Annotated in this window: 21 protein-coding genes; 5 read left to right on the top strand and 16 right to left on the bottom strand. The window is 70.2% G+C overall.

Annotation, left to right across the window (positions count from 1 at the left end):
- The first annotated feature begins 114 nt into the window (after positions 1–114).
- On the top strand, positions 115–927 hold the full coding sequence (locus IE94_RS0107010) for an endonuclease I family protein (RefSeq protein ID WP_030179805.1): 813 nt from the start codon (positions 115–117) through the stop codon (positions 925–927).
- Here IE94_RS0107010 and IE94_RS0107015 read toward each other — a convergent pair.
- The 6 genes from IE94_RS0107015 to IE94_RS0107045 form a co-directional block, all read right to left on the bottom strand.
- The gene (locus IE94_RS0107015) at positions 890–3,163 is read right to left on the bottom strand and encodes a tetratricopeptide repeat protein (protein ID WP_051777335.1); all 2,274 of its coding nucleotides are present in this window, start codon (positions 3,161–3,163) and stop codon (positions 890–892) included. The genes IE94_RS0107010 and IE94_RS0107015 overlap by 38 nt on opposite strands.
- Positions 3,160–3,579, bottom strand: a complete 420-nt coding sequence (locus tag IE94_RS0107020; RefSeq protein ID WP_030179810.1) for a hypothetical protein — start codon at positions 3,577–3,579, stop codon at positions 3,160–3,162. Before IE94_RS0107020 ends, IE94_RS0107015 begins: the two co-directional genes overlap by 4 nt.
- Before the next feature lie 201 nt (positions 3,580–3,780).
- Entirely contained in the window at positions 3,781–4,614 is an 834-nt protein-coding gene (locus tag IE94_RS0107030; RefSeq protein WP_051777338.1) for a M48 family metallopeptidase, read from the bottom strand.
- 4 nt (positions 4,615–4,618) lie between these two features.
- On the bottom strand, positions 4,619–8,179 hold the full coding sequence (locus IE94_RS0107035) for a type I restriction endonuclease subunit R (protein WP_030179815.1): 3,561 nt from the start codon (positions 8,177–8,179) through the stop codon (positions 4,619–4,621).
- 159 nt (positions 8,180–8,338) lie between these two features.
- On the bottom strand, positions 8,339–8,692 hold the full coding sequence (locus IE94_RS0107040) for a hypothetical protein (protein WP_030179818.1): 354 nt from the start codon (positions 8,690–8,692) through the stop codon (positions 8,339–8,341).
- Positions 8,689–9,150 carry a hypothetical protein gene (locus IE94_RS0107045; protein ID WP_030179821.1) on the bottom strand — a complete coding sequence of 154 codons (462 nt, stop codon included), beginning with the start codon at positions 9,148–9,150 and terminating at the stop codon, positions 8,689–8,691. The genes IE94_RS0107040 and IE94_RS0107045 overlap by 4 nt, the downstream gene beginning before the upstream one ends.
- Positions 9,151–9,245: 95 nt before the next feature.
- Between IE94_RS0107045 and IE94_RS0107050 the strand changes: the two genes are divergently transcribed.
- Positions 9,246–10,040, top strand: a complete 795-nt coding sequence (locus IE94_RS0107050) for a helix-turn-helix domain-containing protein (RefSeq protein WP_030179823.1) — start codon at positions 9,246–9,248, stop codon at positions 10,038–10,040.
- Complete coding sequence (locus IE94_RS37725; RefSeq protein WP_078606417.1) at positions 10,033–10,254, top strand: DUF397 domain-containing protein; 222 nt, start codon at positions 10,033–10,035, stop codon at positions 10,252–10,254. Before IE94_RS0107050 ends, IE94_RS37725 begins: the two co-directional genes overlap by 8 nt.
- A gap of 60 nt (positions 10,255–10,314) precedes the next feature.
- Here the strand turns inward: IE94_RS37725 and IE94_RS0107055 are convergent, their stop codons facing one another.
- The 6 genes from IE94_RS0107055 to speB all read right to left on the bottom strand — a co-directional run bounded on the left by IE94_RS0107055 (position 10,315) and on the right by speB (position 18,982).
- Positions 10,315–11,544, bottom strand: coding sequence for a restriction endonuclease subunit S (locus tag IE94_RS0107055; RefSeq protein WP_030179826.1), 1,230 nt, complete (start codon positions 11,542–11,544; stop codon positions 10,315–10,317).
- The gene (locus IE94_RS0107060) at positions 11,534–14,155 is read right to left on the bottom strand and encodes a type I restriction-modification system subunit M (RefSeq protein ID WP_030179830.1); all 2,622 of its coding nucleotides are present in this window, start codon (positions 14,153–14,155) and stop codon (positions 11,534–11,536) included. The genes IE94_RS0107055 and IE94_RS0107060 overlap by 11 nt, the downstream gene beginning before the upstream one ends.
- Before the next feature lie 95 nt (positions 14,156–14,250).
- The gene (locus IE94_RS0107065; protein ID WP_030179833.1) at positions 14,251–14,931 is read right to left on the bottom strand and encodes an RloB family protein; all 681 of its coding nucleotides are present in this window, start codon (positions 14,929–14,931) and stop codon (positions 14,251–14,253) included.
- Entirely contained in the window at positions 14,931–16,208 is a 1,278-nt protein-coding gene (locus IE94_RS0107070; RefSeq protein WP_030179834.1) for an AAA family ATPase, read from the bottom strand. The genes IE94_RS0107065 and IE94_RS0107070 overlap by 1 nt, the downstream gene beginning before the upstream one ends.
- A 117-nt stretch (positions 16,209–16,325) precedes the next feature.
- On the bottom strand, positions 16,326–18,017 hold the full coding sequence (locus IE94_RS0107075) for a thiamine pyrophosphate-binding protein (RefSeq protein WP_030179837.1): 1,692 nt from the start codon (positions 18,015–18,017) through the stop codon (positions 16,326–16,328).
- Entirely contained in the window at positions 18,014–18,982 is a 969-nt protein-coding gene (speB, locus tag IE94_RS0107080; protein ID WP_030179841.1) for an agmatinase, read from the bottom strand. The genes IE94_RS0107075 and speB overlap by 4 nt, the downstream gene beginning before the upstream one ends.
- A 209-nt stretch (positions 18,983–19,191) precedes the next feature.
- On the opposite strand from speB, the gene IE94_RS0107085 reads away from it, so the two are divergent.
- Complete coding sequence (locus IE94_RS0107085; protein WP_030179842.1) at positions 19,192–19,980, top strand: phosphatase; 789 nt, start codon at positions 19,192–19,194, stop codon at positions 19,978–19,980.
- Between the two features lie 11 nt (positions 19,981–19,991).
- On the opposite strand, the gene IE94_RS0107090 is transcribed toward IE94_RS0107085, so the two are convergent.
- The 4 genes from IE94_RS0107090 to IE94_RS0107105 form a co-directional block, all read right to left on the bottom strand.
- Entirely contained in the window at positions 19,992–20,966 is a 975-nt protein-coding gene (locus IE94_RS0107090) for a cation diffusion facilitator family transporter (RefSeq protein WP_030179845.1), read from the bottom strand.
- 5 nt (positions 20,967–20,971) lie between these two features.
- Positions 20,972–21,844 carry an acyl-CoA thioesterase gene (locus tag IE94_RS0107095; RefSeq protein ID WP_030179847.1) on the bottom strand — a complete coding sequence of 291 codons (873 nt, stop codon included), beginning with the start codon at positions 21,842–21,844 and terminating at the stop codon, positions 20,972–20,974.
- Between the two features lie 30 nt (positions 21,845–21,874).
- Positions 21,875–23,032, bottom strand: a complete 1,158-nt coding sequence (locus IE94_RS0107100; protein WP_030179849.1) for an acyl-CoA dehydrogenase family protein — start codon at positions 23,030–23,032, stop codon at positions 21,875–21,877.
- Positions 23,033–23,154: 122 nt separating this feature from the next.
- On the bottom strand, positions 23,155–23,757 hold the full coding sequence (locus tag IE94_RS0107105; RefSeq protein WP_030179851.1) for an SACE_7040 family transcriptional regulator: 603 nt from the start codon (positions 23,755–23,757) through the stop codon (positions 23,155–23,157).
- 107 nt (positions 23,758–23,864) lie between these two features.
- Between IE94_RS0107105 and IE94_RS0107110 the strand changes: the two genes are divergently transcribed.
- The gene (locus IE94_RS0107110) at positions 23,865–25,481 is read left to right on the top strand and encodes a carboxyl transferase domain-containing protein (RefSeq protein ID WP_030179853.1); all 1,617 of its coding nucleotides are present in this window, start codon (positions 23,865–23,867) and stop codon (positions 25,479–25,481) included.
- Positions 25,482–25,537: the final 56 nt, after the last annotated feature.

Consider the following 25,537-nt stretch of genomic DNA (forward strand, 5'->3'; position numbering starts at 1 on the left):
ACCCGCGGCACGACCACCGTCACGCAATCGACACGCTCCGTACACCCCGCCTCCCACATGTCCATGTCACGCTCGTGGGACCACAACTCCACACGCGTAGATCGGACACCCCACATGCTCGCGATACGCACCCGGCGCCGGAAGGCAGTCGTCCTCGCCACGGCCGCCGTGCTCGCCGGACTCTCGTCCCCCTCCCTGACGGCGAGTCCGGCCACGGCGACCACGACGGCGCACACGGACTACGACTCGACGTACTACAAGGCCGCGATCGGCAAGACGGGCGCGAGCCTCAAGGCGTCCCTCCACACGATCGTCAGCGACCAGACGAAGCTCTCGTACTCGGCGGTCTGGGACGCGCTGAAGGCCACCGACGAGGACCCGGCCGACAGCGGCAACGTGATCCTGCTCTACTCGGGCCTCTCCCGCAGCAAGTCGCTCAACGGCGGTGACACCGGCGACTGGAACCGCGAGCACGTGTGGGCCAAGTCCCACGGCGACTTCGGCACCGCCACCGGCCCCGGTACCGACCTGCACCACCTGCGGCCCGAGGACGTCCGGGTCAACGGCGTGCGGGGCAACAAGGACTTCGACGACGGCGGCAGCGCCGTCAGCGGGGGCGGCGGCAGCCTCACCGACTCCGACTCCTTCGAGCCCCGCGACGCGGTCAAGGGCGACGTGGCCCGCATGATCTTCTACATGGCGGTCCGCTACGAGGGCGGCGACGGCTTCGCCGACCTGGAGGTCAACGGCCAGGTCGGCAACGGCAGCGCCCCGTACATCGGCAAGCTCTCCGTGCTGAAGACCTGGAACGACGAGGACCCGCCGGACGCCTTCGAGGAGCACCGCAACCAGGTCGTCTACGACGACTACCAGCACAACCGCAACCCGTTCATCGACCACCCGGAGTGGGTGGAGTCGATCTGGTAGGCGGTCGGTCCACGAGGCCGTCCGGAGCGGGCGGGGCCGTGCGGACCTCGGTGTACCAGGCGCGGGCCGCGACGGTCTCGGGGTGGTCCTCGCCCAGGACCCGGGCCCGCCCCTCGGCCACCTCGCGCGCGCTCCCGGCGGCCTGCTCGCGCTTGCCCTGCGCGTACTGGGCCCGGCTGAGCTGGATGAGCACCCCGAGGACCAGGGGGTGCTCGTTGCCGTATCCCGCCCGTTGTCCGGCCAGCACCCGTTCGAAGAGCTCCTCGGCCTCGGCGCCCCGGCCGGCGCGCAGCAGCCCTCGCGCCAACGCGTCGCGCGCCCACACGGTCACCAGGTGGTCGGGGCCGAGACGGCGTTCGCAGTCCTGCGCCAGCTCCTCGGCCGCCGTGGTGTATCCGTCGAACTCGTCCTGGGCGAGGCGGAGTTCCAGCATCTCGCAGCGGGTCTTGAAGGTGGCGACGTGGTCCTCGCCCAGCACGTGGCGCCGGCCGTCCAGGACGGCCTCCAGCAGCGTACGGGCCCGGGTCAGATCGCCCAGGCGGTGCAGCACCCGCTGCAGTTCGTAGGCCGCGTCCAGGGTGCGCGCGTCATGGGGGCCGAGCGTGCGCAGCGCCTCCTGGTGGACCGACCGCAGCAGGTCGGCGGCTTCGGCGTACCGGCCGAGCCTGAACAGGACGGGGCCCTGGCCCGACCGGGCCTCGACGGTGGCCGGGTGCGCGTCCCCCAGGTGTGCCGCGGCCGTCCTCGCGGCGGTGGCGGCCAGGTCCAGCGCGGCGGTCCAGTCCCCCGCCTCGTACACCAGCCGCGCGAGGCGGACCGCGATCCCCACGGATTCCGCCGTCACCAGGTCGTGGCGGCGGGACCGGTGCAGCAGGCCGGCCGCGTGCGGGGCGAGGAGCCGCACCAGGGAGCGGGCCCGCGGCGAGGCGGCACCCTCCTGCGGCAGTGCCGCCCGCAGCAGCCGGCCCGCCGCCGCCGACAGGAGTGCGCGCTCCGCGTCGGGCACGCCCGCGGCGACACTGTCCAGCAGGACGCCGTGGGCCTTCACACAGCGGTGCCCGTCCGTCTCCACCTGTTCGATCAGCGAGTGGTCGAGGAGCGCGCGCAGCGCCGGTTCGACCCGGGACGGGACCAGCGGCGGGCTGAGGTGCTGGAGGCCGGCCCCGTCCTGAGCCGCCGGCACCAGCAGGGACAGCGGCACGGGGCCCGCCGTCCAGCAGGACAGCAGCCGCAGCAGGGCCGTCGCCTCCGGCAGGCCGCCGTCCGCCAGGCCGTCCAGGGACAACTGCCAGGTGCGGCCGACGAGATGGCGGGACTGCCCGCCGCCGGTGGCCGACGCCCCCCGGTCGACCAGGGCCGTCGACTCCTCGGTCAGTTTCCGGTCGTACTCGTCCAGGGACCACGACTCCAGCACCTGGTGGGCCAGGTGCGCCCCGGCCAGGGTCAGCGCCAGGGGCAGGCAGCCCAGGCGCCGGGCGACCTTACGGGCGGACTCCCGCGTGCCCGCGTCCGGGGCCAGGTCGCTCAGGACCAAGGCCGCGTCCTCCAGCGGAAGCACGCCGAGCCGGTGGCTGCTCGCCCCCGGGGTGCGCCACAGCGCGGAGGTCGCGTGGCGGGTGGTGACCAGCACCGTCCCCGAGGGGCTCGTGCGCAGCCAGCCGCCCTCCTCCAGGACGGCGGGGTCGTCGGCGTTGTCGAGGACCAGCAGCCAGGGGTGCGCCGAGCGGTCCAGGTAGTGCCAGACCAGGTCGGCCGCGGCGCGCCGGCCGCCGGCGGCGGCGGCCAGTTCGCCGGCGCCGGCACCCCGGTCACCGGCGACGGCGAGCATGCCGGCGCGCAGCGAGACGCGTTCGGAGGCGTTGACCCACAGGCCGACCCGGCCGTGGTCCCGCACGGCCTCGGTGAACAGGGCCTGGGCGACGGCCGTCTTGCCGCAACCGCCCATGCCGAGCAGGACCTGGATGTCGCCGCCGGGTCCGGCCACGGCGGCCCGCAGACGCGCCATCAGGTCGGTGCGGTCCCGCAGGACCCCGGGCGCGCGGCCGACCAGGGGCATGCGGACGGAGTCGGGAGCGGCCTCGCGGGGCCCGGCCGGGCCCGTCCACGGGGGCCCGAACAGCGGGGCCGAGCCCGGGGCGTAGTGGTGGACGTGTTCCTCGATGTACTGGTCGCCACCGCTCTGGTGGACGCGGGCACTGCCCGAGGCACGGCCCTCCATCGGCGTCGGGGCGCTCACCGTTCGGTGATGTGCTGGTCGCGCCCGGCCTGGTAGATCCGGGCGCTGCCCGTCGCGTGGGCCCGCAGGTGGATGTGGCGCTCCTGCGGCTCCTCCGGAAGCACGGAGGCCAACTCGTCCAGGAGGGTGCGCAGTTCGTCGGCGACCTCCGGCCGGGCGAGGAGCAGGCGCCGTACGCGTCCCTGCCATTCGGCGGCCAGCCCGGCCTCGGCCTCGTCGTCGCCCGCCTGCCGCGCCAGGAGCAGCTCCTCGCGGCCCGCTTCCAGCTCCTCGCCGACGCTCTCGGCCCTGGCGGGCTGGACCCGTCGCCACAGGGCGACCAGGCCGTCCCGCGCCGATTCCCAGGCGTTCGTGACCATCAACGTGACGACGGTCGTACCCGCCGTCCCCGCCAGTGCGGCGATCTCCGGATCCATGGTCCCCCCTCGGGCCGGTTCCCGATCCTAGGGCCACGGGCCGTCGGCGGCACGGGGTTTCACGCCGTGTGCGTGGACGCGAACATCCGCAGGGCGACGGGCAGCACGACCACCGACGGGCCGGGTGCGGCCAGGGCCTTCGCGAGGTCCCGTTCCAGGGTCTCAGGGCTGCTCCTCAAGCCCGCTCGGGACGCCACCCGTTCATCGATCACTCGGAGTGGGTGAAGTCGGCCTGGTAGACCCTTCCTGTCCGGCTTGCCGGACAGTACCCATCCACAGCCGACGCCCAAGCTCGTCAAGATCCGCGCGCAGCTCCTCGTACTCGGGCAACGCGGTCCGCAGCAGCCGCCAGAAGTCCTCCCGGTGCCCGGACACCTTCACGTGGGCAAGTTCATGGGCGATGACGTAGTCGATCAGATGCATGGGCAACTGGAAGAGCGGCCACCCGAGACTCATCAGGCCCTTGGCACCCGCCCCTGCCTGTGGCGGCCGGTACGAACCCCATCGGTCCCCCAAGTCCCGCACGTCGAGTTCCGGCTCAGTCACCCCCATACGGGCCGCCCACGGCTGAAGCCGTTGCCCCGTCCACCTCCGGCCGGCCCGGCAGTACCAGTCGACCAGCGCCGCCCGACCCGCCTGCGGCTCCGCCGCCAGATCCGGGCCCATGACGAGGCGCCCCGCGATCAGCCGGACCCCTCCGTCCGCCCCGTCCGCCCCGGACACAGCCAGCCGATACGTCCGCCCCAGATAGCGGAAGACCTCTCCGTCGACGAGCTGCTTGACGGGGCTGAGCAGACGTGTGCGTTCCCGCTCCCTCCGTTTGGTCAGCAGCCAGTCCCGGTGCGCGCGGACGAACTGCTCCGCCTCGGCCGTCGAGCGCCCGACCGGGGTGTGCAGGGTGAGGGTCGCGTCGGTCTCGACGGTCAGGGCGAATCGTTTCCTGCGGGCGCTGGCACGTACCCGCAGGGACAGTCCGTCCACGGTGAGGAGGGCTTCGGGGGCGGAACACGTCGAGGGGTCGGCCGGAGCGGTCACCCGCCTATTCTCCCCTCGCCCTGCTCCGGAACTGCCGCAGGTTGTTCTGTGCGAAGGTCGCCAGGCGCTGGGCCGCGTTCTCCAACGACTGCCAGTCCCCCTTCACAGGCCGGACGTGACCACTGAGCAGGACGTCCTGTAGGTCTCCGGCCAGCGCGTTGATGTCCTGGTGCTGCCCCTGGTACGACGCCTTGGCCATGACGCTGGTGGCCACGTCGCACACCTTGCCCGTGAGCCGCCTGACATCTCCGCCATCGGCGAGCCTGATCCCGGGTGTGTCCTCCAGGATCTGTTCCACGAGCCGGTACGCCCGCTGTTCGAGCGGCGTGAGACCGGCGAGTTCCGGAGACTCCTCCTGCTCCTGAGCGGCATCTTCGAGCATCGGGCCGAACAGCTTGATCTGCTCCTCGAAGCGCCCCGGCATCGTGCGCAGGATCTCCTCCAGGCGCTTGGAGAGCCGCTCGTACTTCGCGGGGTCCTCCCGCTTCGTCCGCTCCTCCAGGTGGAAACGGAGCGCGTGGCCCATTTCCGCTGCGGCCTCCTGCGGCGGCAGCCTCCGCACGGCGTCGTCGAAGGTGAGGGCGGTGAGCGAGACCGGCGGGATGACCCGGTCGATCTCCGGACCCTCGAGGTGGTCGGCAATCATGGCCCGGACCTTGCGCCCGTATCGGCGCAGCGTGAACGTGCCGCCCTCGGCGTCCCGGTACAGTCGCCGCACCCGCTTCTGGAGCAGGCTCCAGCGCCGGGCGTCCGCCACGTAGTCCAGGGCCTCCTCGTGCGGAAGGACGCGTTCGAGGGTGGCGAGGAACGCGTGCAGCACCTCGTCGAAATCGAACCGCAAGTCCTCAGGTTGCAGGGCGAGGGCCGCGGGCCCCAGCTTGGCGAGCTGGTCGAGCTGTGCGTCGTCGATGCCGTTGCGCCGCAGGAAGTCGCGGACCTCCTGGGCGGCGGGGCCGAGCTTGTCCACCTCGTAGGACAGTTCGCGCATGGTGTCGGTGACGTCGGCGTTGCGGTACCCGGCGAGTGCGCTGGAGAGGTGCTCGAAGACACCGTAGTAGTCGACGACGTAACCGACCTCCTTGCCGGGCGAGGTGCGGTTGACTCGCGCGACGGCCTGGAGCAGCTCAGCGTCGCGGATCGGCCGGTCCAGGTAGAGCACCTGCTCGCGCGGGGCGTCGAACCCTGTGAGCAACATGGACTTCACGATCAGGAACGCGATGGGGCTGTCGGGGTGCACGGGGTCGGGCACCGAGGTGGGGAGCGGCGGCGGTTCGCTGTTCGCCGCCTCGGACCACGGGGCGTTCAGACCGAGGGTGGAGGTCGGGGCCTGCGGCGGGTTGAAGGGGGTCACCGCGACCCACTCCGGATCGGGCGCCAGCTCGGGGAACGCCTTCTGGAAGCGCTCGGTGTACGCCTCCTGGTGGCCGGCGTCGGTCCACTCCCGCCATTCCCCGCGCTTGTGGCCGGCACCCGGGGAGATGACGGGAACGAAGTCGATCCGCCGCAGCAGCGCCCGGAACCGGTAGGCCTGGTGGAGATACCTCTGTCTGGCGGACAACTTCTCCAGCGGTGTCCCCGCCACCGACTCCGGGTCGAACTCGGCCAACTGCGCCAGCAGTTCGTCACGGGCCTCGCGCAGGGCGTGATGGTACTGCACGGCCGCCTTCCGGCTGACGGCCGCGACCTGGGCCTTGAAGCCGCCGGGCAGCACGGTGGTCACCCAGTGTTCCAGCATGTCCGCGGCCTTCGCCTCGATCATGGGGACGGACTCGGCGACATCCCGCTCGCTGGGCCACTTCTCGAGGAGTGCGGCCCGCTCCTCCAGGGTGCGGTCCCGGACGAGGTCGTCGAACCCCCTGTCGAGGACCTCCCCGTCACGGATCTCGCCCTCCCCCGTCCGCCCCTCGTAGCGGATGCGGACGACGACGCCGTCGTGCTCGGCGTCCTCCATCCGGTACTCGTCGAGGAAGCCCCGCGGCGAGTCGCCCCGCCCGAAGATCCGCCGCGTGTCCTCCTCGCGCCCGGTGATGACCGGCGTACCCGTGAACCCGATCTTGGCAGCGTTCGGGATCGCCTTGCGCAGGGCGGCGTGCAGGACGCTGGTGTGGGAGCGGTGCGCCTCGTCGACGAGGACGAGGATGTCCGGTGAGGTGTTGCACTCGGGGAAGTCCGTTACGAGGCCGGGGCTTTCGTCCTCGCCCCCGCCCGTTCCCTCTCCCGTCAGATCCCGGTCGTCCCCGCTGCCTTCCGCCTCCCCGGCAAAGGTGAACCCGGTCCCGTACTTCTGGATCATGCCGAAGACGACGCGCCGCCCGCCGTCGCGCAGCAGCCCCTCCATCTGCGTCCGGGTCTCCGCCGTCTCGACGTCGGACTCGCTGAGCTTCAGCGACCGTGAGAGCTGGGTCTGCAACTGGGTGCGGTCGGTGACCACGACCACCATGAACTCACTGAGCCGGGGGTGCAGATGCACGCGTCGTACCAGGAACGTCATGGTCAGCGACTTGCCGGAGCCCTGCGTGTGCCAGATGACACCGCCGCGCTCGTCCTCGGTGTCACGCCCGGCGCGGGCCCACCCGGTCAGCAGCCTGCGTACGGCCTTCTCGGCGGCCCGGTACTGCTGGTGCCGAGCGACGGCCTTCACGGTCCGCACGGCACCACCGTCCGCATCCGACTCGACGGCCATCGGGATCACGTAGTGCCGTACGACGTTGAGCAGGGCGGTCGGCCGCAGCACCACACCGACGAGCTTCTGCTGCTCGCCGAGCGGCGGGGGCGCGGCCGGGTCGGGGCCGTCCGCGAGGAGACCGGCGGTACGCAGCTCCCGCCGCAGCGTGCTCTCCTCCTCCGGTTCGACGCTGCGCCACGGATGGAAGTGATCGGGCTCGGAGCTGACGGTACCCAGGTGGGCGGTTCCACCAGTCGCGGCGACGAGGAGCTGCACAGTCCGGAACAGTTCCGGCACACCGGCGGGGACAGGGGCCCCGGCGGCGTCGAGATCCAGTACAGGATTACCGGCGTAGTGCCGGAGGTCGAGCACGGCGCTGCGGACGGGCTCGGCGAGATCGGGGCTCTTGCACTCGACGGCCACGAGCGGGATGCCGTTCACGAAGAGGACGACGTCGAGTATCGACAGCTCGCCGGAACGGCTGCGCACGCGGAGCTGGTCGACGACGGTGAAGGTGTTGCGCACGACGAGGTCCGGATGCCACTCGACGTACTGCACGGTGGCGGACGGACCGCCGTGCGCGGCGGAGGGCGAGGGAAGTGTCCAGCCGTGGAGCAGCATGTCGGTGGCGGCCAGGTTCGCCTGCACGACGCCGCTGCCGAGGGAGAGAGAAGCAAGCTCGCAGACCGCCCGCCGGACGTCGTCCTCACCCATCCAGGGCTGGCCGTCACTGCCCCGGCGGTTGATCCGCCGCAGCGCCGGCCCGAGTTGGTCGACGAGCAGCGGCACGGCCGCGTCGAGCGTGTCCAGCTCCACGCCCGGGACGTGCGTCCACCCCATGGCCTCCAGTTGGGCCACTAACGGCCGCTCCACCTCGTCCCGCTCGACGTGCACCACCACAGCCCCGCGCCTCTCCGTACGTCCCGCTGTTCCCCAGAGATCCATTCTGCGCCGAGGGGGTGGGCTGAGAGAAAGGGATGCAGGGAGTACGTGGCAGATCGTGCGGACGTAGGGGGGCTTTACGCCGGTACGTCCGCACGATTGGCGGAGGCGGGTGGGTCAGGTGCCGGGGTCCTCCTCACGAGCTTCGTCGTCATCGTCCGGGACAGGGAGGCGGGCGCCCCGACTGCGAGCGATGCGGTGCACGTCGTGCAGGGATTCGGCCAATCGGGCCGCAAGGAAGCGGAGTTGAGGCTCAGTGGTCTTGATGTCGGCAAGGAGATCGGCGGCATGGTCGAGAAGGTCCCCGGCCATGCCGAGCTGGACGGCCTCGACGTTGTCGGCGACACGGGAGAGAAAACCGGTGCTGGAGGCGTCGGCCACGAGGTAGCAGGGGTTGCCGTCGGGGTTGGACCACGGGAGGAGGCGGAGGCGCGTGGCTGTGGAGGCGACGTCGTGGCTCTTGTAGATCATGCGGCGGCCACCTCGTTGCCCCGGGTCCGGCGTGAGCCGACCTCGACACCGTGGATGTGCCGTGGCCCCACATCGATGCCGTGCACAGCGAGCCAGAGGGTTCGACGACGGACGCGCTGCTGCCTGGCCTGTACGCGCTGTTCGTGGGCGAGGAGGTAGGGACGGACGAGCGGGGAGTCCTCGCCACGGATGAGGGCCTCGTGCGGGGAGGGGTGGCGGCGGGGGGCGGCGGCTCCCGGTGCGGGGGTGGGCCGCACCCTTCCCTCGGCACAGTGCCGGTTCTGGTGCCGGTGGCACCCGGAGGCGGGCAACAGGAGCCGCAGCAGCGGCTCAAGGAGGCAGGCAATAGGGTTCAACACGTCTTCAGATCCGTTGCGGTTGAGGGCCATGCCCCCGGGCCGTCGGTAGCGGTCGCGGGGGTCTTCCGTGCCCGAGGACAGGTCGACATGCATGGACATCGCTGTGTAGCGATCCACTCACAGAGTGAGACCGGCCGGGCTAGGCTCGCCAGGGGGTTGGAAGTGACAACGCATCTGTCACATGGGAGTTGACGATGAGCAACATCTATGGGGAGTGGTTGAAGGCGCAGCGCGAGGCGGCCAGGCTGACGCAACAGGAGCTGGCGACGGCCGCCGTCATGACGCGTTCGCACATCGCGCACATCGAGGCGGGCCGGCGCACCCCGTCCAAGGAGGACGCGAGACGCCTCGACAGGGCGCTGAACACGGGCGACGTGCTGAGCAGCTTCCTTCCGGACGACGACACCGCCGTCGCGGGGTACTTCGAGGCGGCCCTTCAGCTCGAACAGCAGGCGACGATGATCCGGGAGTTCGCCCTGTCGTTCATCCCCGGCATCCTCCAGACGGAGAGGTACGCACGTGCGGTTCTGAGCACGTCGTTCCCTCCCGTGGGTGAAGCGGAATGTGACAGGCTCGTTGTCACACACCTTGAGCGGGCGAAGATCCTGGAAGACCCGGTGACGCCCGTAGTCTGGGCGCTGCTTGACGAGGCTGTGCTGCGGCGGGTGGTGGGTGGACCTGAGGTCATGGCGGAACAACTCCGCCACATCGTGAAGCTGGCGGAATCAGGACGCGTACGCGTCCACGTGTTGCCCTTCGGGCTGGGGGTCCATCCCCTCATGCAGAGCATGCTCACCTTGCTCAAGTTCGAGGACCAGCCGCCGGTGGCGTACTCCGAAGGCATCCAGGTGGGCAAGATCCACGACTCCCCCGCCATGGTCGACCGCCTTGAAGGCACCTACGATCTCGCGCTAGGCGACGCAATGCCGCTCAAGGACTCACTGACCCTGTTGAGGGCGACAGCAAAGGACTACGAACACCGTGAATGAACCCATCATCCCCAACGCCTCATCCCTGGGCGGCTGGCGCAAGTCGACGTACAGCGGCAACGAAGGCGGCAGCTGCCTCGAGGTCTTGGACGGCTACCCGACCGGCGTCCCGGTCCGCGACTCCAAGAACACCCAAGGGCCCGCGCTGGTGTTCCCACCGGCCAGTTGGTCATCGTTCGTTACAGCAGTCAAGGACAGCCGCCTATCCGCCTGACCACTTAGCGCCACGACCCATCCGGCCCGCACGTCTCGGGCGGGCCGGACACCGGTTCCCTCAAGCCGCCACACCAGAGGCTGTGACTCGCCCCGACAGCAGATCGTCCACAAGCCCTTGCTTGAGCTGACGAAGTTTGTTCAGCTCTTCTTCCTCACGCCCAATCTGCTCGTCACAGACCTCTAGTGTGGCTACGATGCGCCGCTGTTCTGCCAGATCAACCGGGAGATCAATCTCCAACTCCCTCAGCCGGGATGGATTGACATTCACCTGTTGCACCGCAACCGTCGAAATCGACCGCACCCGCTGGCGAATGAGAGGGTGCATCAGCCATTCGACAAGGTACTCCGGTGTCACGCGTTGCAGATCCGGGACGATGCGCACCAGGTACGACGCGAAGGTTGCACCCCGCAACTCTTCACGCCACATGGCAGCCTTGCCGATGTGTTCCATACTGTTGGTCCTATTGAACAGGACGTCTCCGCGCCGGAGAAACAACCTCGAAGGAACCGGAACCGGGCAATAGCGAAGCTCACTCGCATCGATTCTGGCACTCTGAATATTGTTCATACGCAGCACTGGTACGCCACTAGAATCTCTGTCAAGGGCTTCAGAGATCCCGTACTCGAGCGATGGAACAACGTCTTTCAGCGGCACGCGATTCCAGCCTGCCGTTGGCTGAGCACTTGCTACAGACTTCATGGAATCGAGTAGGAGCCCCTGGCGCAAGCTGTGGAACGCGGCAATCGACGCCTCGATGCCACGCTCCAGCTCCGTGACACTGTTGAGTACATCAACGATCCGCCGCTGCGCAGCCAACGGAATCAAAGGAAACAAAAGCGCCCCGAACCTGCTCCCACCCAGATGCGAAATGCTTGTCTTCTCGGCGATACCTGCGAAAACCGCATTTGCACGCCACCAGACAAACACGGCTTGCGCGAACTCAGGAAGAACAGCCGGACCGGGCCGGAAGCGAATCAGCGTGTTCTGGAAGCAATACTTGCCGGGAGCGCCGTCATACAGCGCGCTCCGCCCGACCATCATCAGGTTCTCCTGCCCTTCGTTGAGCAGGATGTCGCCCGGCATGAGCCCATACGTCTCGCGTTCCACAGCCGAGAACGCCATGAGGTTCACGTCCGAGTAATCGATACGCCCCTCATACACATTCGCAACCCGAAGGTAGGGCCATTGCCCTGCACCCGTCCGGCTCGCCGGTGAGAGCTGCTTGCCCATGCGGACATCGCCGAGATCCTTGACAGGAACCCAGGAGACAGATGACTCACTCCGCATAGCCCAGCTCCTTCAGAAACCCATCGAGCGCGTCCGCCGCCTGCTCTCGCCCCGCCCGAATCGCCTGCAACGACACCGCGTACTTCTGCTCCCACGTCTCATAGGACGCCGCCAGCTCCCGCTGCCACCGCACCACATGCCCGTCCAGCTTCGCCGCCAGGTCGTCCCGCAGCAGGTCGAGCACCACTCGACGCTCTCCCTCCGCGTCCAACTCCTCCCGCACTCGGAACAGCCGCGGCGACTCCTCCCCCAGCGTGGGCGGGTCGCTCGGGTACGGATAGCGGTGGAAGTCCGTCTCAAGGCGCTTGATGTCCGCGTTCGCCTTCGTGCGCGCCTTCTTCACCCGCGCCAGCTCAGCTGTCAGCTCGGCCAGCTCTTCCACACTCAGAGCGACTTCCTCCGAGTCACCCTCACCGTCGGTCGACTCACCATCGGCCTCCGATTCCTCCCCGCCCCCCGACAGCCGTGCGCTCAGCTCCTTGATCCGTGCGTCCGCCTCTGCCTTGCGCGCGTCCGCCTCCACCAGCTCCTCCAAGAACCCGGGAGCGATCGCGGCGACCACCTTGTGGTCATACGCCTGGCGCCGCTCCGCCGCCGTCCTCGTCCGCAGCTTCTTCGTCCGCGCGTCCTGCTCGGGCGAGAGCATCGAGTCGACGTTCTCGACCCACCCATCGACGACACTCCCGAACCCGTTCTCCGACAACGCGAGCAGGTCGTACTTGGCGTCGTACCACCACCCCGCGACCGCTCCCGCCAGCGCGTACCGGTCCAGCAGTCCGACCCGTCCCAGCCGCTCCCCGAACGACTTCATCAGCTGGCCCCGCACCGCCATCAGCGCGGCCTTGCGCTCGGAGGACGTGGAAGCAGCGAGGGCTTCGGGCGTGGCCGCCACCGCCTCCAGCCGACAGACGGCCGATTCCTCCCACCACTTGCCGAACTCCGCCCGCAGCGCCTCCTCCCGGGGCCGGGCCAGCTCGCCCAGATCGGGACGACCGCCCGCCGCCTCGTCCCGGAAGTCGACGTACGCCGGGTCCGCCGGCTTCCGCTCCACGAACAGATCGGTCACGCCGATCCCGTACGAGTCGAGCAGCGGCTTCTTCGCCTCGATCTCGGCGCGCGGGACGCCGCCCACCAGGTGCGCCCGCACGTCCTGCGGCTCGGGCGGGGGCGTGTTGTCGACGTACCGGCGGATGTTGAGGTTGTCGTCGTTGGCGGCGAGTTCCTTGCGGGTCACGATCCGCGAGAAACCGGGCACCTCCTCGTACGCGTGGAACGTCGAGACGATCTTCTCGGCGTGCTCAGGCAGCAGCACGTTCTGTGCCCGCTCCGTGTGGAACTCGCGGTCGGCGTTGATGAACAGCACCTTGCCCTCACGCGCCCGGTCCTTCCGGCCCGGCGGGCGGAGTACCAGGATGCAGGCCGGGATGCCGGTCCCGTAGAAAAGGTTCGGGGCGAGGCCGATGACCGCCTCGATGGTGTCCTTCTCCAGCAGCTCCGTACGGATCGTCTTCTCACCGCCGCCACGGAACAGCACCCCGTGCGGCATGACCGTGATCACCATGCCGCCGCGGGGGCCCTCACGCTTGGCCTCCCACAGCATGTGCTGGAGGAACATCAGGTCGGCCTTGCCGCGCTCGCTCGTCGCCCCGTACTTGGCACGCTCGGCCGGGTACGCCAGGTCCGCAAGGGTGTAGTCCAATGAGAACGGGGGGTTGCTCAGTACTCCGTCGAAGCGGTCCTCGTCGGAGCGCGGAACGTGCACCGGCTGCGAGAGCGTGTCCCCGGTGCGCAGGTCGAAGCTGCGCACTCCGTGCAGGACCATGTTCATCGTCGACATGATCCAAGAACCGGAATTTGCATCCTGGCCGGCGAAGAACATCGATGACGAGTCGCCGCCGTGCTCCTCTACGTACTCGGCCGCGTGGATGAGCATGCCGCCCGAGCCGACGCACGGGTCGTAGATCCTCATGTCCTCGGTGGGGGCCAGGAGCTCGACCATCATGCGCACCACGGCGCGCGGGGTGTAGAACTCGCCGCCCTTGCGTCCGGCCGTGTCCGCGAACTCCTTGATCAGGTACTCGTACGCGGCACCGATCAGGTCGGGGAACTCGAAGTCCTCCGTGCGCAGCCGGATCCGCCCGAAGTGGGCGATGAGGAGCTTGAGGCGTTGGTCGGCCAGCTTCGCCGTACTGGACGCTGCGCCCGATCCACCGATGCGATTGAAGTCGAGGTGATCAAAGAGGCCTCTGAGCTTCGCGTTCTGCCCCTCAAGTTCCTGTAGTGCGGGACGCAGGAACATCTCGTTAATGTTGGAGGTTGCAGCGGAGATTCTGTGCCATCGAGCCTTCTCCGGCACGTACAGCACATCGCGCGTGCTGTAGGGGCCCGGCAGCTCCAGATAGCCGGGTACGTCCTCGTCTGCGAGCTTCAGCTCCTCGACGGCGTACCGCCTGATCCGTTCCCTGGCCGCCTCGAACTCGTCGTTGGCCCGCTTCAGGAAGAGCAGCCCGAAGATGTAGTCCTTGTACTCGGAGGCGTCCATCGTGCCGCGCAGAATGTCCGCGGCGGCCCACAGATGCCGTTCCAGCTGGGCGAGCGTGAGCTTGGCCACGTACGACTCCCTATGACCCGACCTGAGATGACGGAGAGACCCTATGACCCCCCCGGGGTCATACTGAAATCGCTCGTGATCATGACCGAGAGGGGTCAGTAGCTGTCGATGTGCAGCGCCTTCTCCACGAACTCGTGTACGTCCGTGTAAGGGTCCTTGTCGCATCTGTCCAGATGTGCCGCATGCTGGCCATTCATCCGCTCGGCGTTCTTTCGCGCCGTCTTGTAGCGGCCCAGGATCTGGTGCGGCAGGACAACCTTGGGAGTCGCGACGTCCTGAGAGCCCTTCTGGAACGGGAGCCGCTCGGCCGCTCCGTCGCACACCCCGGCGAACGAGCCGCTGACCGGCTTGTAGTGGGCGAGGCGCCACACCTCGAAGCACGGATGCGAGAAGGCGACGCCGATGCCTGCCTTCTCCGCCTGCTTCAGCGCGTCGCGGATGTACTTGTAGTTGTCGTGGTCGAACAGGCACCAGACCTGGGGCAGGTACTCCTCCCCCAGCTTGGCCCGTTTCGCCTTGCGGTCCTCTTCACGCTTCAGCCTCACCGCCTGCTCGACGAGGTCGAGCGGCTTGCGCCCGCTGTCCGCCCTGCGATTGGCGATGTGCATCTCCACCGGTACCTCGTCGGCGAGTGGAACGCCCTGGTCCTTGAGGATGTCGAGATAGGAGGGCTCGGTCACCTTGCCCTCGGTGAAGATGAAAACCTGGCGCTTGCGCTGCCCGCCTCGCCGGACCGGACGCTCCCACGAGTCCCTGCCCTTCTGCGCCCGCCCCATCAGTCGCGCCCCGCTCGGTCCGCTCGCTCGCCTGTCTCGTCGTAGGTGCCCGCCTCACGCACCACCAGTAGCCGCCGCGCAATCTGCCCCTCCAGGAGAGCCGGAACCCCGCCGAAGGCCCCCGCGAGATAGGACTGCGTGAGGTCCTCGTCCTCGCCCGGCTCGGCGTCGGTGAGCGGATACAGCTCGGTCGCCCCGTCCTTGTCCTTCTCCGTCAGCCACACCTGCGCCGGGTCAAGGAGCCGCTCGCCGCTCGGGGTCGTGAGCACCGTCGCGTCGTGAGAAGTGAAGACCAGTTGGGCGCCTTTGGGGTTCGCATACGGGTCGTGGAAGAGCCGGACCACCTCGGCCGCGAATCGGGAGTGCAGGCTGGCGTCGATCTCGTCGACGAGGAGGACCGCGCCTTCGTCGAGGGCTAGGAGCAGGGGGCCCAGGAGGGCGAACCAGGACCGGGTGCCGTAGGACTCCTCCTGCCAGTCGAAGGACACGTCCCCGGCAGCAGAGTGGTGTGTCAGCTTCACATCGTCCCGCCCCGGGCCGTCCTGGACGACCGTCGCTCCGGTGATGCCGAGGTCGGCGACTCTCAGCAGCTCCTGGATCCTGGTGGCCCTCGGACCGGACAGTTCCTTCGTGGTGTACCGCGCGCGCTCGTCCCGCTCGACCTCCGGGCTGATCATCCAGAAGTTGCGGCGAAACCAATGGAAGAGCGGGGAGAGCTGCGGATGGTTGTCCGTGCCGGCCGTGGAGAGCAGCAGTGCGTTCGGCCGCGTACGCCGTACGAGCTGGGCCCGGTCCTTGACACGTCCGCCGGGCCACTTGAAGACGTCTGTCCGGGAGGCGTCGCGGTCGAGCCATTCCTGACGGCGACCGCGCGGGTAGCTGTGCAGCCATTCGGACTCGACGCGGCTGGCGCCGAGCTCGAAGCCGTACGTCCAGCGGACCTCGTCGATGACGACGTCGACCTCGAAGAAGGAGGGTTCGCTCTCGCTTTTGGGGTCCAGGGAGAAGACCTGGCGGGGGATGCCGTCGTAGGAGGCCCAGTGCGCATAGGAGTTGAGGACCGCGTTGCGCATGTCCGTCATCGCGGTCAGCACGTTCGACTTGCCGGAGGCGTTGGCTCCGAAAATGCCGATCAGCGGGAAGACAGAGACGGATCCGCCGCCTGCGAGATCCACCGGGTTCGCCGATCCACCCTGTCCCTCGCCGGGCGCGACGAAGGACAGCTCCTGTTCGTCTCGCAGGGACCGTACGTTCGCGACGCGGAACCTCAGCAGCACGCTGCCCTCCTCTCCCGGGTCAGGGTAATGGCCGCATACGACATCGGCCCGGCCGGGACGCCCACGACCTCACGGAAGATATCCCGCGGAGGTCAGCACGAACAGTCGATCGGGCGATCAGCCCGAGCCCAGGTGCGTCGGGGCGAACATGCGCAGTACGGCCGGCAGCACGACCACCGACGGGCCGGGTGCGGCCAGGGCCTTCGCGAGGTCGGCCTCCAGCGCGTCCGGCGACGTCCGCACCCCCGGCACGCCGAACGACTCCGCCAGGGCGACGAAGTCGGGCCCCGGAAGGTCCGTCGCCGTGGGCCGGCCGTAGGCGTCGGTCATGTACTGGCGCAGGATGCCGTAGCCGCCGTCGTCGACGATCAGCCAGGTGACGTTCAGGTCGTACTGGCGGGCGGTGGCCAGCTCGGCGACCGAGTACAGCGCGCCGCCGTCGCCGGAGACGGCCAGCACCGGGTGGGTGGGGTCGGCGACCGCCGCGCCCAGGGCCGCCGGGAGGGCGTAGCCGAGGCCGCCGGCGCCCTGGGCGGAGTGCATGGTGCCCGGGGCCTTCGCGTCGAAGGCGGACCAGGCCCAGTAGGCCAGGACGGTCATGTCCCAGAAGGAGGGGGCGCGGGGCGGCAGCGCCTTACGTACGGCGGCGAGGACGTCCTGCTCCAGGGCGAGTTCCTGGGCGGCGACGCGCTCGCGGACCTTGTCCAGCACCTCGCGCACCCGCTCGGGGGCGGCCGGGTCGGTGCGCTCCCCCACCGTCTCCAGCAGGGCCTGGAGGGCGAGGCGGGCGTCGGCGTGGATGCCGAGGGCCGGGTGGTTGGACTCCAGCTTGCCGAGGTCGGCCTCGATCTGGATCACCCGGCCGCGGGGCCGGAACGTGTGGTAGTTCGAGGAGAGTTCGCCGAGGCCGGAGCCGATCACGAGGAGGACGTCGGCGTCCTCCAGGAAGTCCGTCGTGTGGCGGTCCTCCAGCCAGGACTGGAGGGAGAGGGGATGCGTCCAGGGGAAGGCGCCCTTGCCGCCGAAGGTGGTGACGACGGGGGCCTGGAGCCGCTCGGCCAGCTGCCGCAGCTTCTTCGACGCGTCCGCGCGGACCACTCCCCCGCCCGCGATGATCGCCGGGCGCTCGGCACGCGCCAGCAGGTCGGCCGCCACCGCCGTCAGTTCGGGGCGCGGGGGCAGCTCCTCGGGGAAGGTGTCGCCGCCCGTCACCACGGGGATCGAGGTCTCGGCCACGAGGACGTCCTGCGGGATCTCCACCCACACGGGGCCGTGCGGGACGGTCAGCGCCGACGTCCACGCCTCGGCGATCGCGGACGGGATCTGGGACTGGCTGCGGACGGTGTGCACGGACTTGACCACGCCCCGGAAGGAGGCGGCCTGGTCGGGGAGTTCGTGCAGGTAGCCGTGGCGCCCGCCGCCGAGGCCCGCCGCGGGGACCTGGCTGCTGATCGCCAGGACGGGCGCGGAGGCCGCCCGCGCCTCCTGGAGCGCGGCCAGGGAGGTGAGCGCGCCGGGGCCGGTCGACAGCAGCAGGGGTGCTGCCTCGCCGGTGATCCGGCCGTAGGCGTCGGCGGCGAACCCGGCGTTGTTCTCCACCCGCAGGCCGATGCAGCGCAGGTCGGAGCGGCCCAGGGCGTCGAACACGGCGAGTGCGTGCTGGCCGGGCAGGCCGAAGACGGTGGTCGCCCCGAGTGCGGCCAGGGACTCCACGACCAGGTCCCCGCCGGTGCGCCCGGGGGGCGGGTTCAGCGCGGCCTCCGTCTGGGCGGGGGTCGGACGGAGCACCAGGTCGTGGTCGTGGGTCACTGCGAACGGGCCTCGGCGATCTGGCGGGACATGATGGTGGTCAGTTCGTAGGCGGTGTGGGACGCGGCCACCGACGTGATCTCGGCGTGGTCGTAGGCCGGGGCGACCTCGACGACGTCGGCCGACACCAGGTTGCAGGAGGCCAGGCCGCGCAGGATCTCCAGCAGTTCGCGGGAAGTCATGCCGCCGGCCTCGGGGGTGCCGGTGCCGGGGGCGTGGGCGGGGTCGAGGCAGTCGATGTCGATGGAGATGTACAGCGGGCGGTCCCCGATGCGCTGTCTGAGCTGGTCGGCGATCTCGTCGGCGCCGCGGCGGTAGACGTCCGCCGACGTCACGATGCCGAAGCCCATCTTCTCGTCGTCGGTGAGGTCCTTCTTGCCGTACAGGGGGCCGCGGGTGCCGACGTGGGAGAGCGCGGAGGTGTCGAGGACGCCCTCCTCCACGGCCCGGCGGAAGGGGGTGCCGTGCGTGTACTCGGCGCCGAAGTAGGTGTCCCAGGTGTCCAGGTGGGCGTCGAAGTGCAGCAGGGCGACCGGGCCGTGCTTCCTGGCGACCGAGCGGAGCAGCGGGAGGGCGATGGTGTGGTCGCCGCCCAGGGTCATCAGGCGGGCGCCGGTGCCCAGGAGGTCGTCGGCGGCGGCCTCGATCGTCTCGACGGCCTCGTGGATGTTGAACGGGTTCACGGCGATGTCGCCGCCGTCCGCGACCTGGGCGAGGGCGAAGGGGGAGGCGTCCTGCGCCGGGTTGTAGGGGCGCAGCAGGCGGGAGGCCTCGCGGATGGCGTTGCCGCCGAAGCGGGCGCCGGGCCGGTAGGAGACGCCCGAGTCGAACGGCACGCCGACGACGGCGACGTCGGCGGCGCCGACCTCGTCCAGGCGCGGGAGCCGGGCGAAGGTGGCGGGCCCGGCGTAGCGCGGGATCCGGGAGGAGTCGACGGGACCGCGGGGCGTCTCGTTGCTGCTCATGCACTGCCTTCCTTCTTGCGCTGCGTCGCGCATGTACTGCTGCCGTACGACTGTACTGGTGGGCCGGACAGCCGGCCGTCGCAGACTAAATGCCCCACCTGAGCCTGCGAAATGTACATTCCGTCCATATCCGCTCCCGGGACTGGCGGAAACGGCTGTCCCGCCCGGACCGGCTGCTGCCCCGAGGCGGGCTGCCCCACAATGGAGCCATGCCGATACCCGGGACACCCAGCCGCGCCGAACTCGCCGAGCACCTCGTCAGGACGCGTATCGCGGGCGACGTCGCCACGCCCCGCGAGAACAACCTCTCCCACTACCGGAAACTGGCCAACGGCGACCGGGGCTTCTGGCTCGGTCTGGAGCTGGGCGACCGCTGGAGCGACGAGCAGGACGTGCTCGCGGTGATGGCGGAGCGGGTCGGCGTCAACGACGATCCCGAGCACCGCTACGGCCAGGACACCATCGACCCCGAGCTGACCGTTTCGGCGCTGGAGCGGATGGCGGGGCGGCTGCGCAAGGCGGCCGACGGCGGGCAGCGGGTGCTGTTCGCGACCGGTCACCCCGGCGGGCTGCTCGACGTGCACCGGGCCACGGCCGCCGCGCTGCGGGCCGCGGGCTGCGAGATCGTGGTGATCCCGGAGGGGCTGACGACGGAGGAGGGCTACGTCCAGCAGTTCGCGGACGTCTCGGTGCTCGAACACGGGGCCTCGCTGTGGCACACCCACTCGGGCGAGCCGATGAAGGCGATCCTGACCGGCCTGGAGCGCGAGGGCCGTCCGCTGCCCGACCTGGTGGTCGCCGACCACGGCTGGGCCGGTTACGCCGCCCAGCACGGCGTGGACTCGGTCGGCTACGCGGACTGCAACGACCCGGCCCTCTTCCTCGCCGAGTCCGAGGGCACCCTCCAGGTGGCGGTGCCGCTGGACGATCACGTGGTCAGCCCGCGCCACTACGACCCGATGACGGCGTATCTGCTGACGGAGGCCGGGCTGAAGTAGCCCGCGCGCCTCTACGGCCAGGGGTTCAGCCCCTCCGAGCGGCGCTGCGCGAAGCCCGGCGTCGGGTCCAGGTAGACCCGGCGCACGTTCGGGAACTCCTCGCGCAGCCGCTGCTCGGCCTGTTCGCAGGCCCACTCGATCTGCGCCGCCGTCGACACGTCCCGGAAGTCGACCTTGGCGGCGACCAGCGCCTCGCTCGGTCCCTGTACGAGGGTGGTCAGCTCCAGCACGGCCTCGATGTGCTCGACGGCCACCAGCTCCGCCCGGATCCGGTCCCGGACGGTGCGCGGCAGCGGGCGGCCGACGAGGAACTCGACGTTGGAGCGGCCCAGCACCCAGGCGACGTACAGCAGCAGGGCGCCGATGCACAGGGAGGCGACGCCGTCCCAGACGCCGGAGCCGGTGAGCTGTCCGCCGAGCAGCCCGCCCGCGGCCAGCAGCAGGCCGGCCAGCGCGGCGGAGTCCTCCATGACGACGGCCTTGACGGCGGTGTCGGGGGTGCGGCGCAGGTAGCGGCCGAAGGACACCCGGTGGTGGACGGCCTCGTCGCGGACCTGCCGCAGGCCGGTGCGCAGCGAGTAGCCCTCCAGGACGAAGGCCACGGCCAGGACGACGTACGACACCAGCGGGTCGCCGAGGTCCTCGCCGTGGGTGAGCGTGTGGATGCCGTCGTAGAGGGAGAAGACGGCGCCGCCGACGAAGGTGGCGACGGCGGCGAGCAGCGCCCAGAGGTAGCGCTCGGGGCCGTGGCCGAGGGGGTGGTCCTCGTCGGCGGGGCGGACGCTGCGTTTGAGGGAGGTCAGCAGCAGTACCTCGGTGACGGTGTCCGCGACCGAGTGCGCCGCCTCGGACAGCATGGCGCTGGAGCCGCTGATCACGCCGGCCACCGCCTTGGCGACGGCGATGCCCAGATTGGCGAAGGCGGCGACGAGCACCGTGAAGGTGCTGTCGCCGCCGCCGTTCCTCGCGTGCTCCGTGTCCGCCATGCCCCTCAGTGTTCCCGAGGGACGCGGACCACGCCCTCCTGGACGACCGATACGGCGAGCCGCCCGTCCTGGGTGTGGATGCGGGCCTGGCCGAGGCCCCGGCCGCCGGACGCGGACGGCGACTGCTGGTCGTACAGCAGCCATTCGTCGGCGCGGAAGGGCCGGTGGAACCACATGGCGTGGTCGAGCGAGGCGCCGACGACGTCGCCGACGGCCCAGCCGCCGCGGCCGTGCGCGAGCAGGACCGAGTCGAGCAGGGTCATGTCGGAGACGTAGGTGGCGAGGACGACGTGCAGCAGGGGGTCGTCCGCGAGTTTGCCGTTGGTGCGGAACCACACCTGGGAGTGCGGCTCGCGCGGGGTGCCGAAGTCGCCGAAGGGCGGGTCGTCGACGTAGCGCAGGTCGACGGCGGCGCGCGTCTCCAGGAAGCGCTCCACGATCTCGGGTGGCAGGTGCGGGTAGCCGCGCAGCCGCTCCTCGCCGGTCGGCAGGGTCGCCGGGTCCGGTGCGGGCGGCATCGGGGCCTGGTGGTCCAGGCCCTCCTCGCGGGTCTGGAATGACGCCGACAGGGTGAAGATCGGCTTGCCGTGCTGGACGGCGACGACGCGGCGGGTGGTGAAGGAGCGGCCGTCGCGCAGGCGGTCGACGTTGTAGACGATGGGGGCGCCGGGGTCCCCGGGGCGCAGGAAGTACGCGTGCAGGGAGTGCGCGTGCCGGTCGCCGGGGACCGTGCGTCCGGCGGCGACCATGGCCTGGGCCGCCACCTGCCCGCCGAAGACCCGGGGGACGACGGCGGACCGGGAGCGGCCGCGGTAGATGTCCTCCTCGATCCGCTCCAGGTCGAGCAGGTCGAGGAGGGACTGGAGTGCTTCGCTCATGTCCGGTGGCTCTGTGGTCCGGGGACCGGTCTACAGGCCCATGTCCTTCGCGATGATCGTCTTCATGATCTCGCTGGTGCCGCCGTAGATGCGGTTGACGCGGTTGTCCGCGTACAGGCGGGCGATCGGGTACTCGTTCATGTAGCCGTAGCCGCCGTGCAGCTGGAGGCAGCGGTCGATGACGCGGTGGGCGACCTCGGTGCAGAACAGCTTGGCGGACGCGGCCTCGGCGGGGGTCAGTTCACCGGCGTCCAGGGCCTCGGTGGCGCGGTCGGCGACGGCCTCGGCGGCGTCCACCTCGGCCTGGCAGGCGGCCAGCTCGAACTTGGTGTTCTGGAAGTGGGCGACCGGCTTGCCGAAGACGGTGCGGTCCTGCACGTAGCTCTTGGCGAACCGGACGGCCGCCTTGGCCTGGGCGTAGGCGCCGAAGGCGATGCCCCAGCGCTCGGAGGCCAGGTTGTGGCCGAGGTAGGAGAAGCCCTTGTTCTCCTCGCCGAGCAGGTCCTCGACGGGGACCTTGACGTCGACGAAGGCCAGCTCGGCGGTGTCGGAGGTGCGCAGACCCAGCTTGTCCAGCTTGCGGCCGACCGAGTAGCCCTCGGACTTGGTGTCCACGGCGAACAGGGAGATGCCGTGGCGGCGGTCCTCGGCGGTGGGCGCGGCGGTGCGGGCGCAGACGATGACCTTGTCGGCGTGCACGCCGCCGGTGATGAAGGTCTTGGCGCCGTTGAGGACGTAGTGGGTGCCGTCCTCGGAGAGCTTGGCGGTGGACTTCATGCCCGCGAGGTCGGAGCCGGTGCCCGGCTCGGTCATCGCGATGGCCCACATCTCCTCGCCGGTGACGAACTTCGGCAGGTAGCGCTTCTTCTGCTCGTCCGTGGCCAGCATCTTGATGTACGGCAGGGCGAGCAGCACATGGACGCCGGAGCCGCCGAACTGGACGCCCGCGCGGGCGGTCTCCTCGTAGAGGACGGCCTCGAACTTGTGGCTGTCCAGGCCGGCGCCGCCGAACTCCTCGGGCACGTTGATGCCGAAGATGCCCAGCTCGCCGAGCTTGTAGTAGAACTCGCGCGGCGCCTGGCCCGCGGCGAACCAGTCGTCGTAGACGGGGACGACCTCGGCCTCGATGAAGGCCCGGAGGGTCTCCCGGAACGCCTCGTGGTCCTCGTTGAACACCGTACGGCGCACCGCGCCACCTCCAGGGTACGAATATCTAAGCGCTTGCTCAGACTCAACGGTACCGGCGGGTAGCCAGAGGCGTCCAGACCGGGACGTGGGTAACCCTCGTCACTCCCCGCCCCCGAGGGCGCTCACCGGGCCTCCCCCACCGCCGCGAACGCCCCCCGGGCCATCCGGTGCAGCAGCGAGGCCGTCACCGCGCGGCCGGGCAGGGAGCCGGGGCGGCCGAGGTGGGGGGTGGAGTTCAGGAGGCCGAAGACCGAGTGGACGGCGGAGCGGGCGGCGGGCTCGGCGAGGGCCGGGTAGACCTCCCGGAGCACCCCGACCCACAGCTCGACGTACTGCCGCTGCAGCTGGCGCACCATCTTGCGGTCGGCGTCCCGCAGGCGGTCCAGCTCGCGGTCGTGCAGGGTGATGAGCGGGCGGTCGTCGAGCGCGAAGTCGATGTGCCCCTCGATCAGCGAGTCGAGGACCGCCCCGGAGTCCCTCACCCCGTCCGCCTCCGCCAGCCGCCGCTTCGCCCCGGTCAGCAGCGAGTCGCTGATCCCGACCAGCAGCTCGGCGAGCATCGCGTCCTTGCCGGGGAAGTGCCGGTACAGACCGGGGCCGCTGATGCCGACCGCGGCGCCTATCTCGTCGACGCCCACCCCGTGGAAGCCGCGCTCGGCGAAGAGCCGGGCGGCCTCCTTGAGGATCTGCTCGCGGCGGGTGGGGGCGTCGGTTCTGGTGGCCATGGGACCAATTCTAGACAGGGCGGTTAGCGGTCGTTAACCTGAAGGAACATGCGTTAACGCTCATTAACCGATCGACCGATCGAAATTTCGGGTGAGGGGACCGCAGGATGCACGAGGCACCGGAGCTGACGACGGCGGCCGACCCCGCCTCGGAGGCCTTTCGGGCCAACGAGGAGGCGCACGCCGTCCTCGTTCAGGAACTGCGCGCCAAGCTCGCGGCGGCCCGGCTGGGCGGCGGCGAGCGGGCGCGGGCCCGGCACACCGCGCGGGGCAAGCTGCTGCCGCGCGACCGCGTGGACACGCTGCTCGACCCGGGCTCGCCGTTCCTGGAGCTGGCGCCGCTCGCGGCCGACGGGCTCTACGAGGGCGCGGCCCCGGCCGCCGGCGTCGTCGCCGGCATCGGCCGGGTCAGCGGCCGGGAGTGCGTGATCGTCGCCAACGACGCCACCGTCAAGGGCGGCACGTACTACCCGATGACCGTGAAGAAGCACCTGCGGGCGCAGGAGGTGGCGCTGGAGAACCGGCTGCCGTGCCTGTACCTGGTGGACTCGGGGGGCGCCTTCCTGCCGATGCAGGACGAGGTCTTCCCCGACCGCGAGCACTTCGGGCGGATCTTCTACAACCAGGCCCGGATGTCGGGCGCCGGCATCCCGCAGATCGCCGCGGTCCTCGGCTCCTGCACGGCGGGCGGCGCGTACGTCCCGGCGATGAGCGACGAGGCCGTGATCGTCCGCGACCAGGGCACGATCTTCCTGGGCGGTCCGCCGCTGGTGAAGGCGGCCACCGGTGAGGTGGTCACGGCGGAGGAGCTGGGCGGCGGCGAGGTCCACTCGCGGGTGTCCGGCGTGACCGACCACCTCGCCGAGGACGACCCGCACGCCCTGCGCATCGTGCGGCAGATCGTCTCCACCCTGCCGCGGCGCGGCGCGCTCCCCTGGGACGTGGAGCCCGCCATCGAGCCGAAGGTCGACCCCCAGGGCCTGTACGGCGTGGTGCCGGTGGACTCCCGCACCCCCTACGACGTGCGCGAGGTCATCGCCCGGGTGGTGGACGGCTCCCGCTTCGCCGAGTTCAAGTCCGAGTACGGGCAGACCCTGGTCACCGGCTTCGCCCGCATCCACGGCCACCCGGTCGGCATCGTCGCCAACAACGGCATCCTCTTCTCCGAGTCGGCCCAGAAGGGCGCCCACTTCATCGAGCTGTGCGACCAGCGCGGCATCCCGCTGGTGTTCCTCCAGAACATCTCCGGGTTCATGGTGGGCCGGGACTACGAGGCCGGTGGCATCGCCAAGCACGGCGCCAAGATGGTGACGGCGGTGGCGTGCACCCGCGTACCGAAGCTGACGGTGGTCGTCGGCGGGTCCTACGGCGCGGGGAACTACTCGATGTGCGGGCGGGCCTACTCGCCGCGCTTCCTGTGGATGTGGCCCAACGCCAAGATCTCCGTCATGGGCGGCGAGCAGGCCGCCTCCGTGCTGGCCACCGTCAAGCGGGACCAGTTGGAGGCGCGCGGCGAGGAGTGGCCGGCCGAGGAGGAGGAGTCCTTCAAGGCGCCGGTCCGCGCCCAGTACGAGCGGCAGGGCAACGCCTACTACGCGACGGCACGCCTGTGGGACGACGGCGTGATCGAGCCCGCCGACACCCGGCAGGTACTGGGCCTGGCCCTGACCGCGTGTGCCAACGCGCCGCTGGGCGAGCCCCAGTTCGGCGTCTTCCGGATGTGAGGAGGGGACCCATGCAGAACACGAACACGAACACGAACACGAACACGAACACGGAC

The organism is Streptomyces violaceorubidus, assembly GCF_000717995.1.
GTDB lineage: Bacteria > Actinomycetota > Actinomycetes > Streptomycetales > Streptomycetaceae > Streptomyces > Streptomyces violaceorubidus.

What these genes read in the sequence shown, in the direction of transcription:
- IE94_RS0107045 (WP_030179821.1), bottom strand. Translation starts at nt 9,150, where the DNA reads ATGTCCATGCATGTCGACCTGTCCTCGGGCACGGAAGACCCCCGCGAC.
- IE94_RS0107020 (WP_030179810.1), bottom strand. Translation starts at nt 3,579, where the DNA reads ATGGATCCGGAGATCGCCGCACTGGCGGGGACGGCGGGTACGACCGTC.
- IE94_RS0107010 (WP_030179805.1), top strand. Translation starts at nt 115, where the DNA reads ATGCTCGCGATACGCACCCGGCGCCGGAAGGCAGTCGTCCTCGCCACG.
- IE94_RS0107095 (WP_030179847.1), bottom strand. Translation starts at nt 21,844, where the DNA reads ATGAGCGAAGCACTCCAGTCCCTCCTCGACCTGCTCGACCTGGAGCGG.
- IE94_RS0107055 (WP_030179826.1), bottom strand. Translation starts at nt 11,544, where the DNA reads ATGCGGAGTGAGTCATCTGTCTCCTGGGTTCCTGTCAAGGATCTCGGC.
- IE94_RS0107110 (WP_030179853.1), top strand. Translation starts at nt 23,865, where the DNA reads ATGCACGAGGCACCGGAGCTGACGACGGCGGCCGACCCCGCCTCGGAG.
- IE94_RS0107050 (WP_030179823.1), top strand. Translation starts at nt 9,246, where the DNA reads ATGAGCAACATCTATGGGGAGTGGTTGAAGGCGCAGCGCGAGGCGGCC.
- speB (WP_030179841.1), bottom strand. Translation starts at nt 18,982, where the DNA reads ATGAGCAGCAACGAGACGCCCCGCGGTCCCGTCGACTCCTCCCGGATC.
- IE94_RS0107065 (WP_030179833.1), bottom strand. Translation starts at nt 14,931, where the DNA reads ATGGGGCGGGCGCAGAAGGGCAGGGACTCGTGGGAGCGTCCGGTCCGG.
- IE94_RS0107105 (WP_030179851.1), bottom strand. Translation starts at nt 23,757, where the DNA reads ATGGCCACCAGAACCGACGCCCCCACCCGCCGCGAGCAGATCCTCAAG.
- IE94_RS0107085 (WP_030179842.1), top strand. Translation starts at nt 19,192, where the DNA reads ATGCCGATACCCGGGACACCCAGCCGCGCCGAACTCGCCGAGCACCTC.
- IE94_RS0107090 (WP_030179845.1), bottom strand. Translation starts at nt 20,966, where the DNA reads ATGGCGGACACGGAGCACGCGAGGAACGGCGGCGGCGACAGCACCTTC.
- IE94_RS0107040 (WP_030179818.1), bottom strand. Translation starts at nt 8,692, where the DNA reads ATGATCTACAAGAGCCACGACGTCGCCTCCACAGCCACGCGCCTCCGC.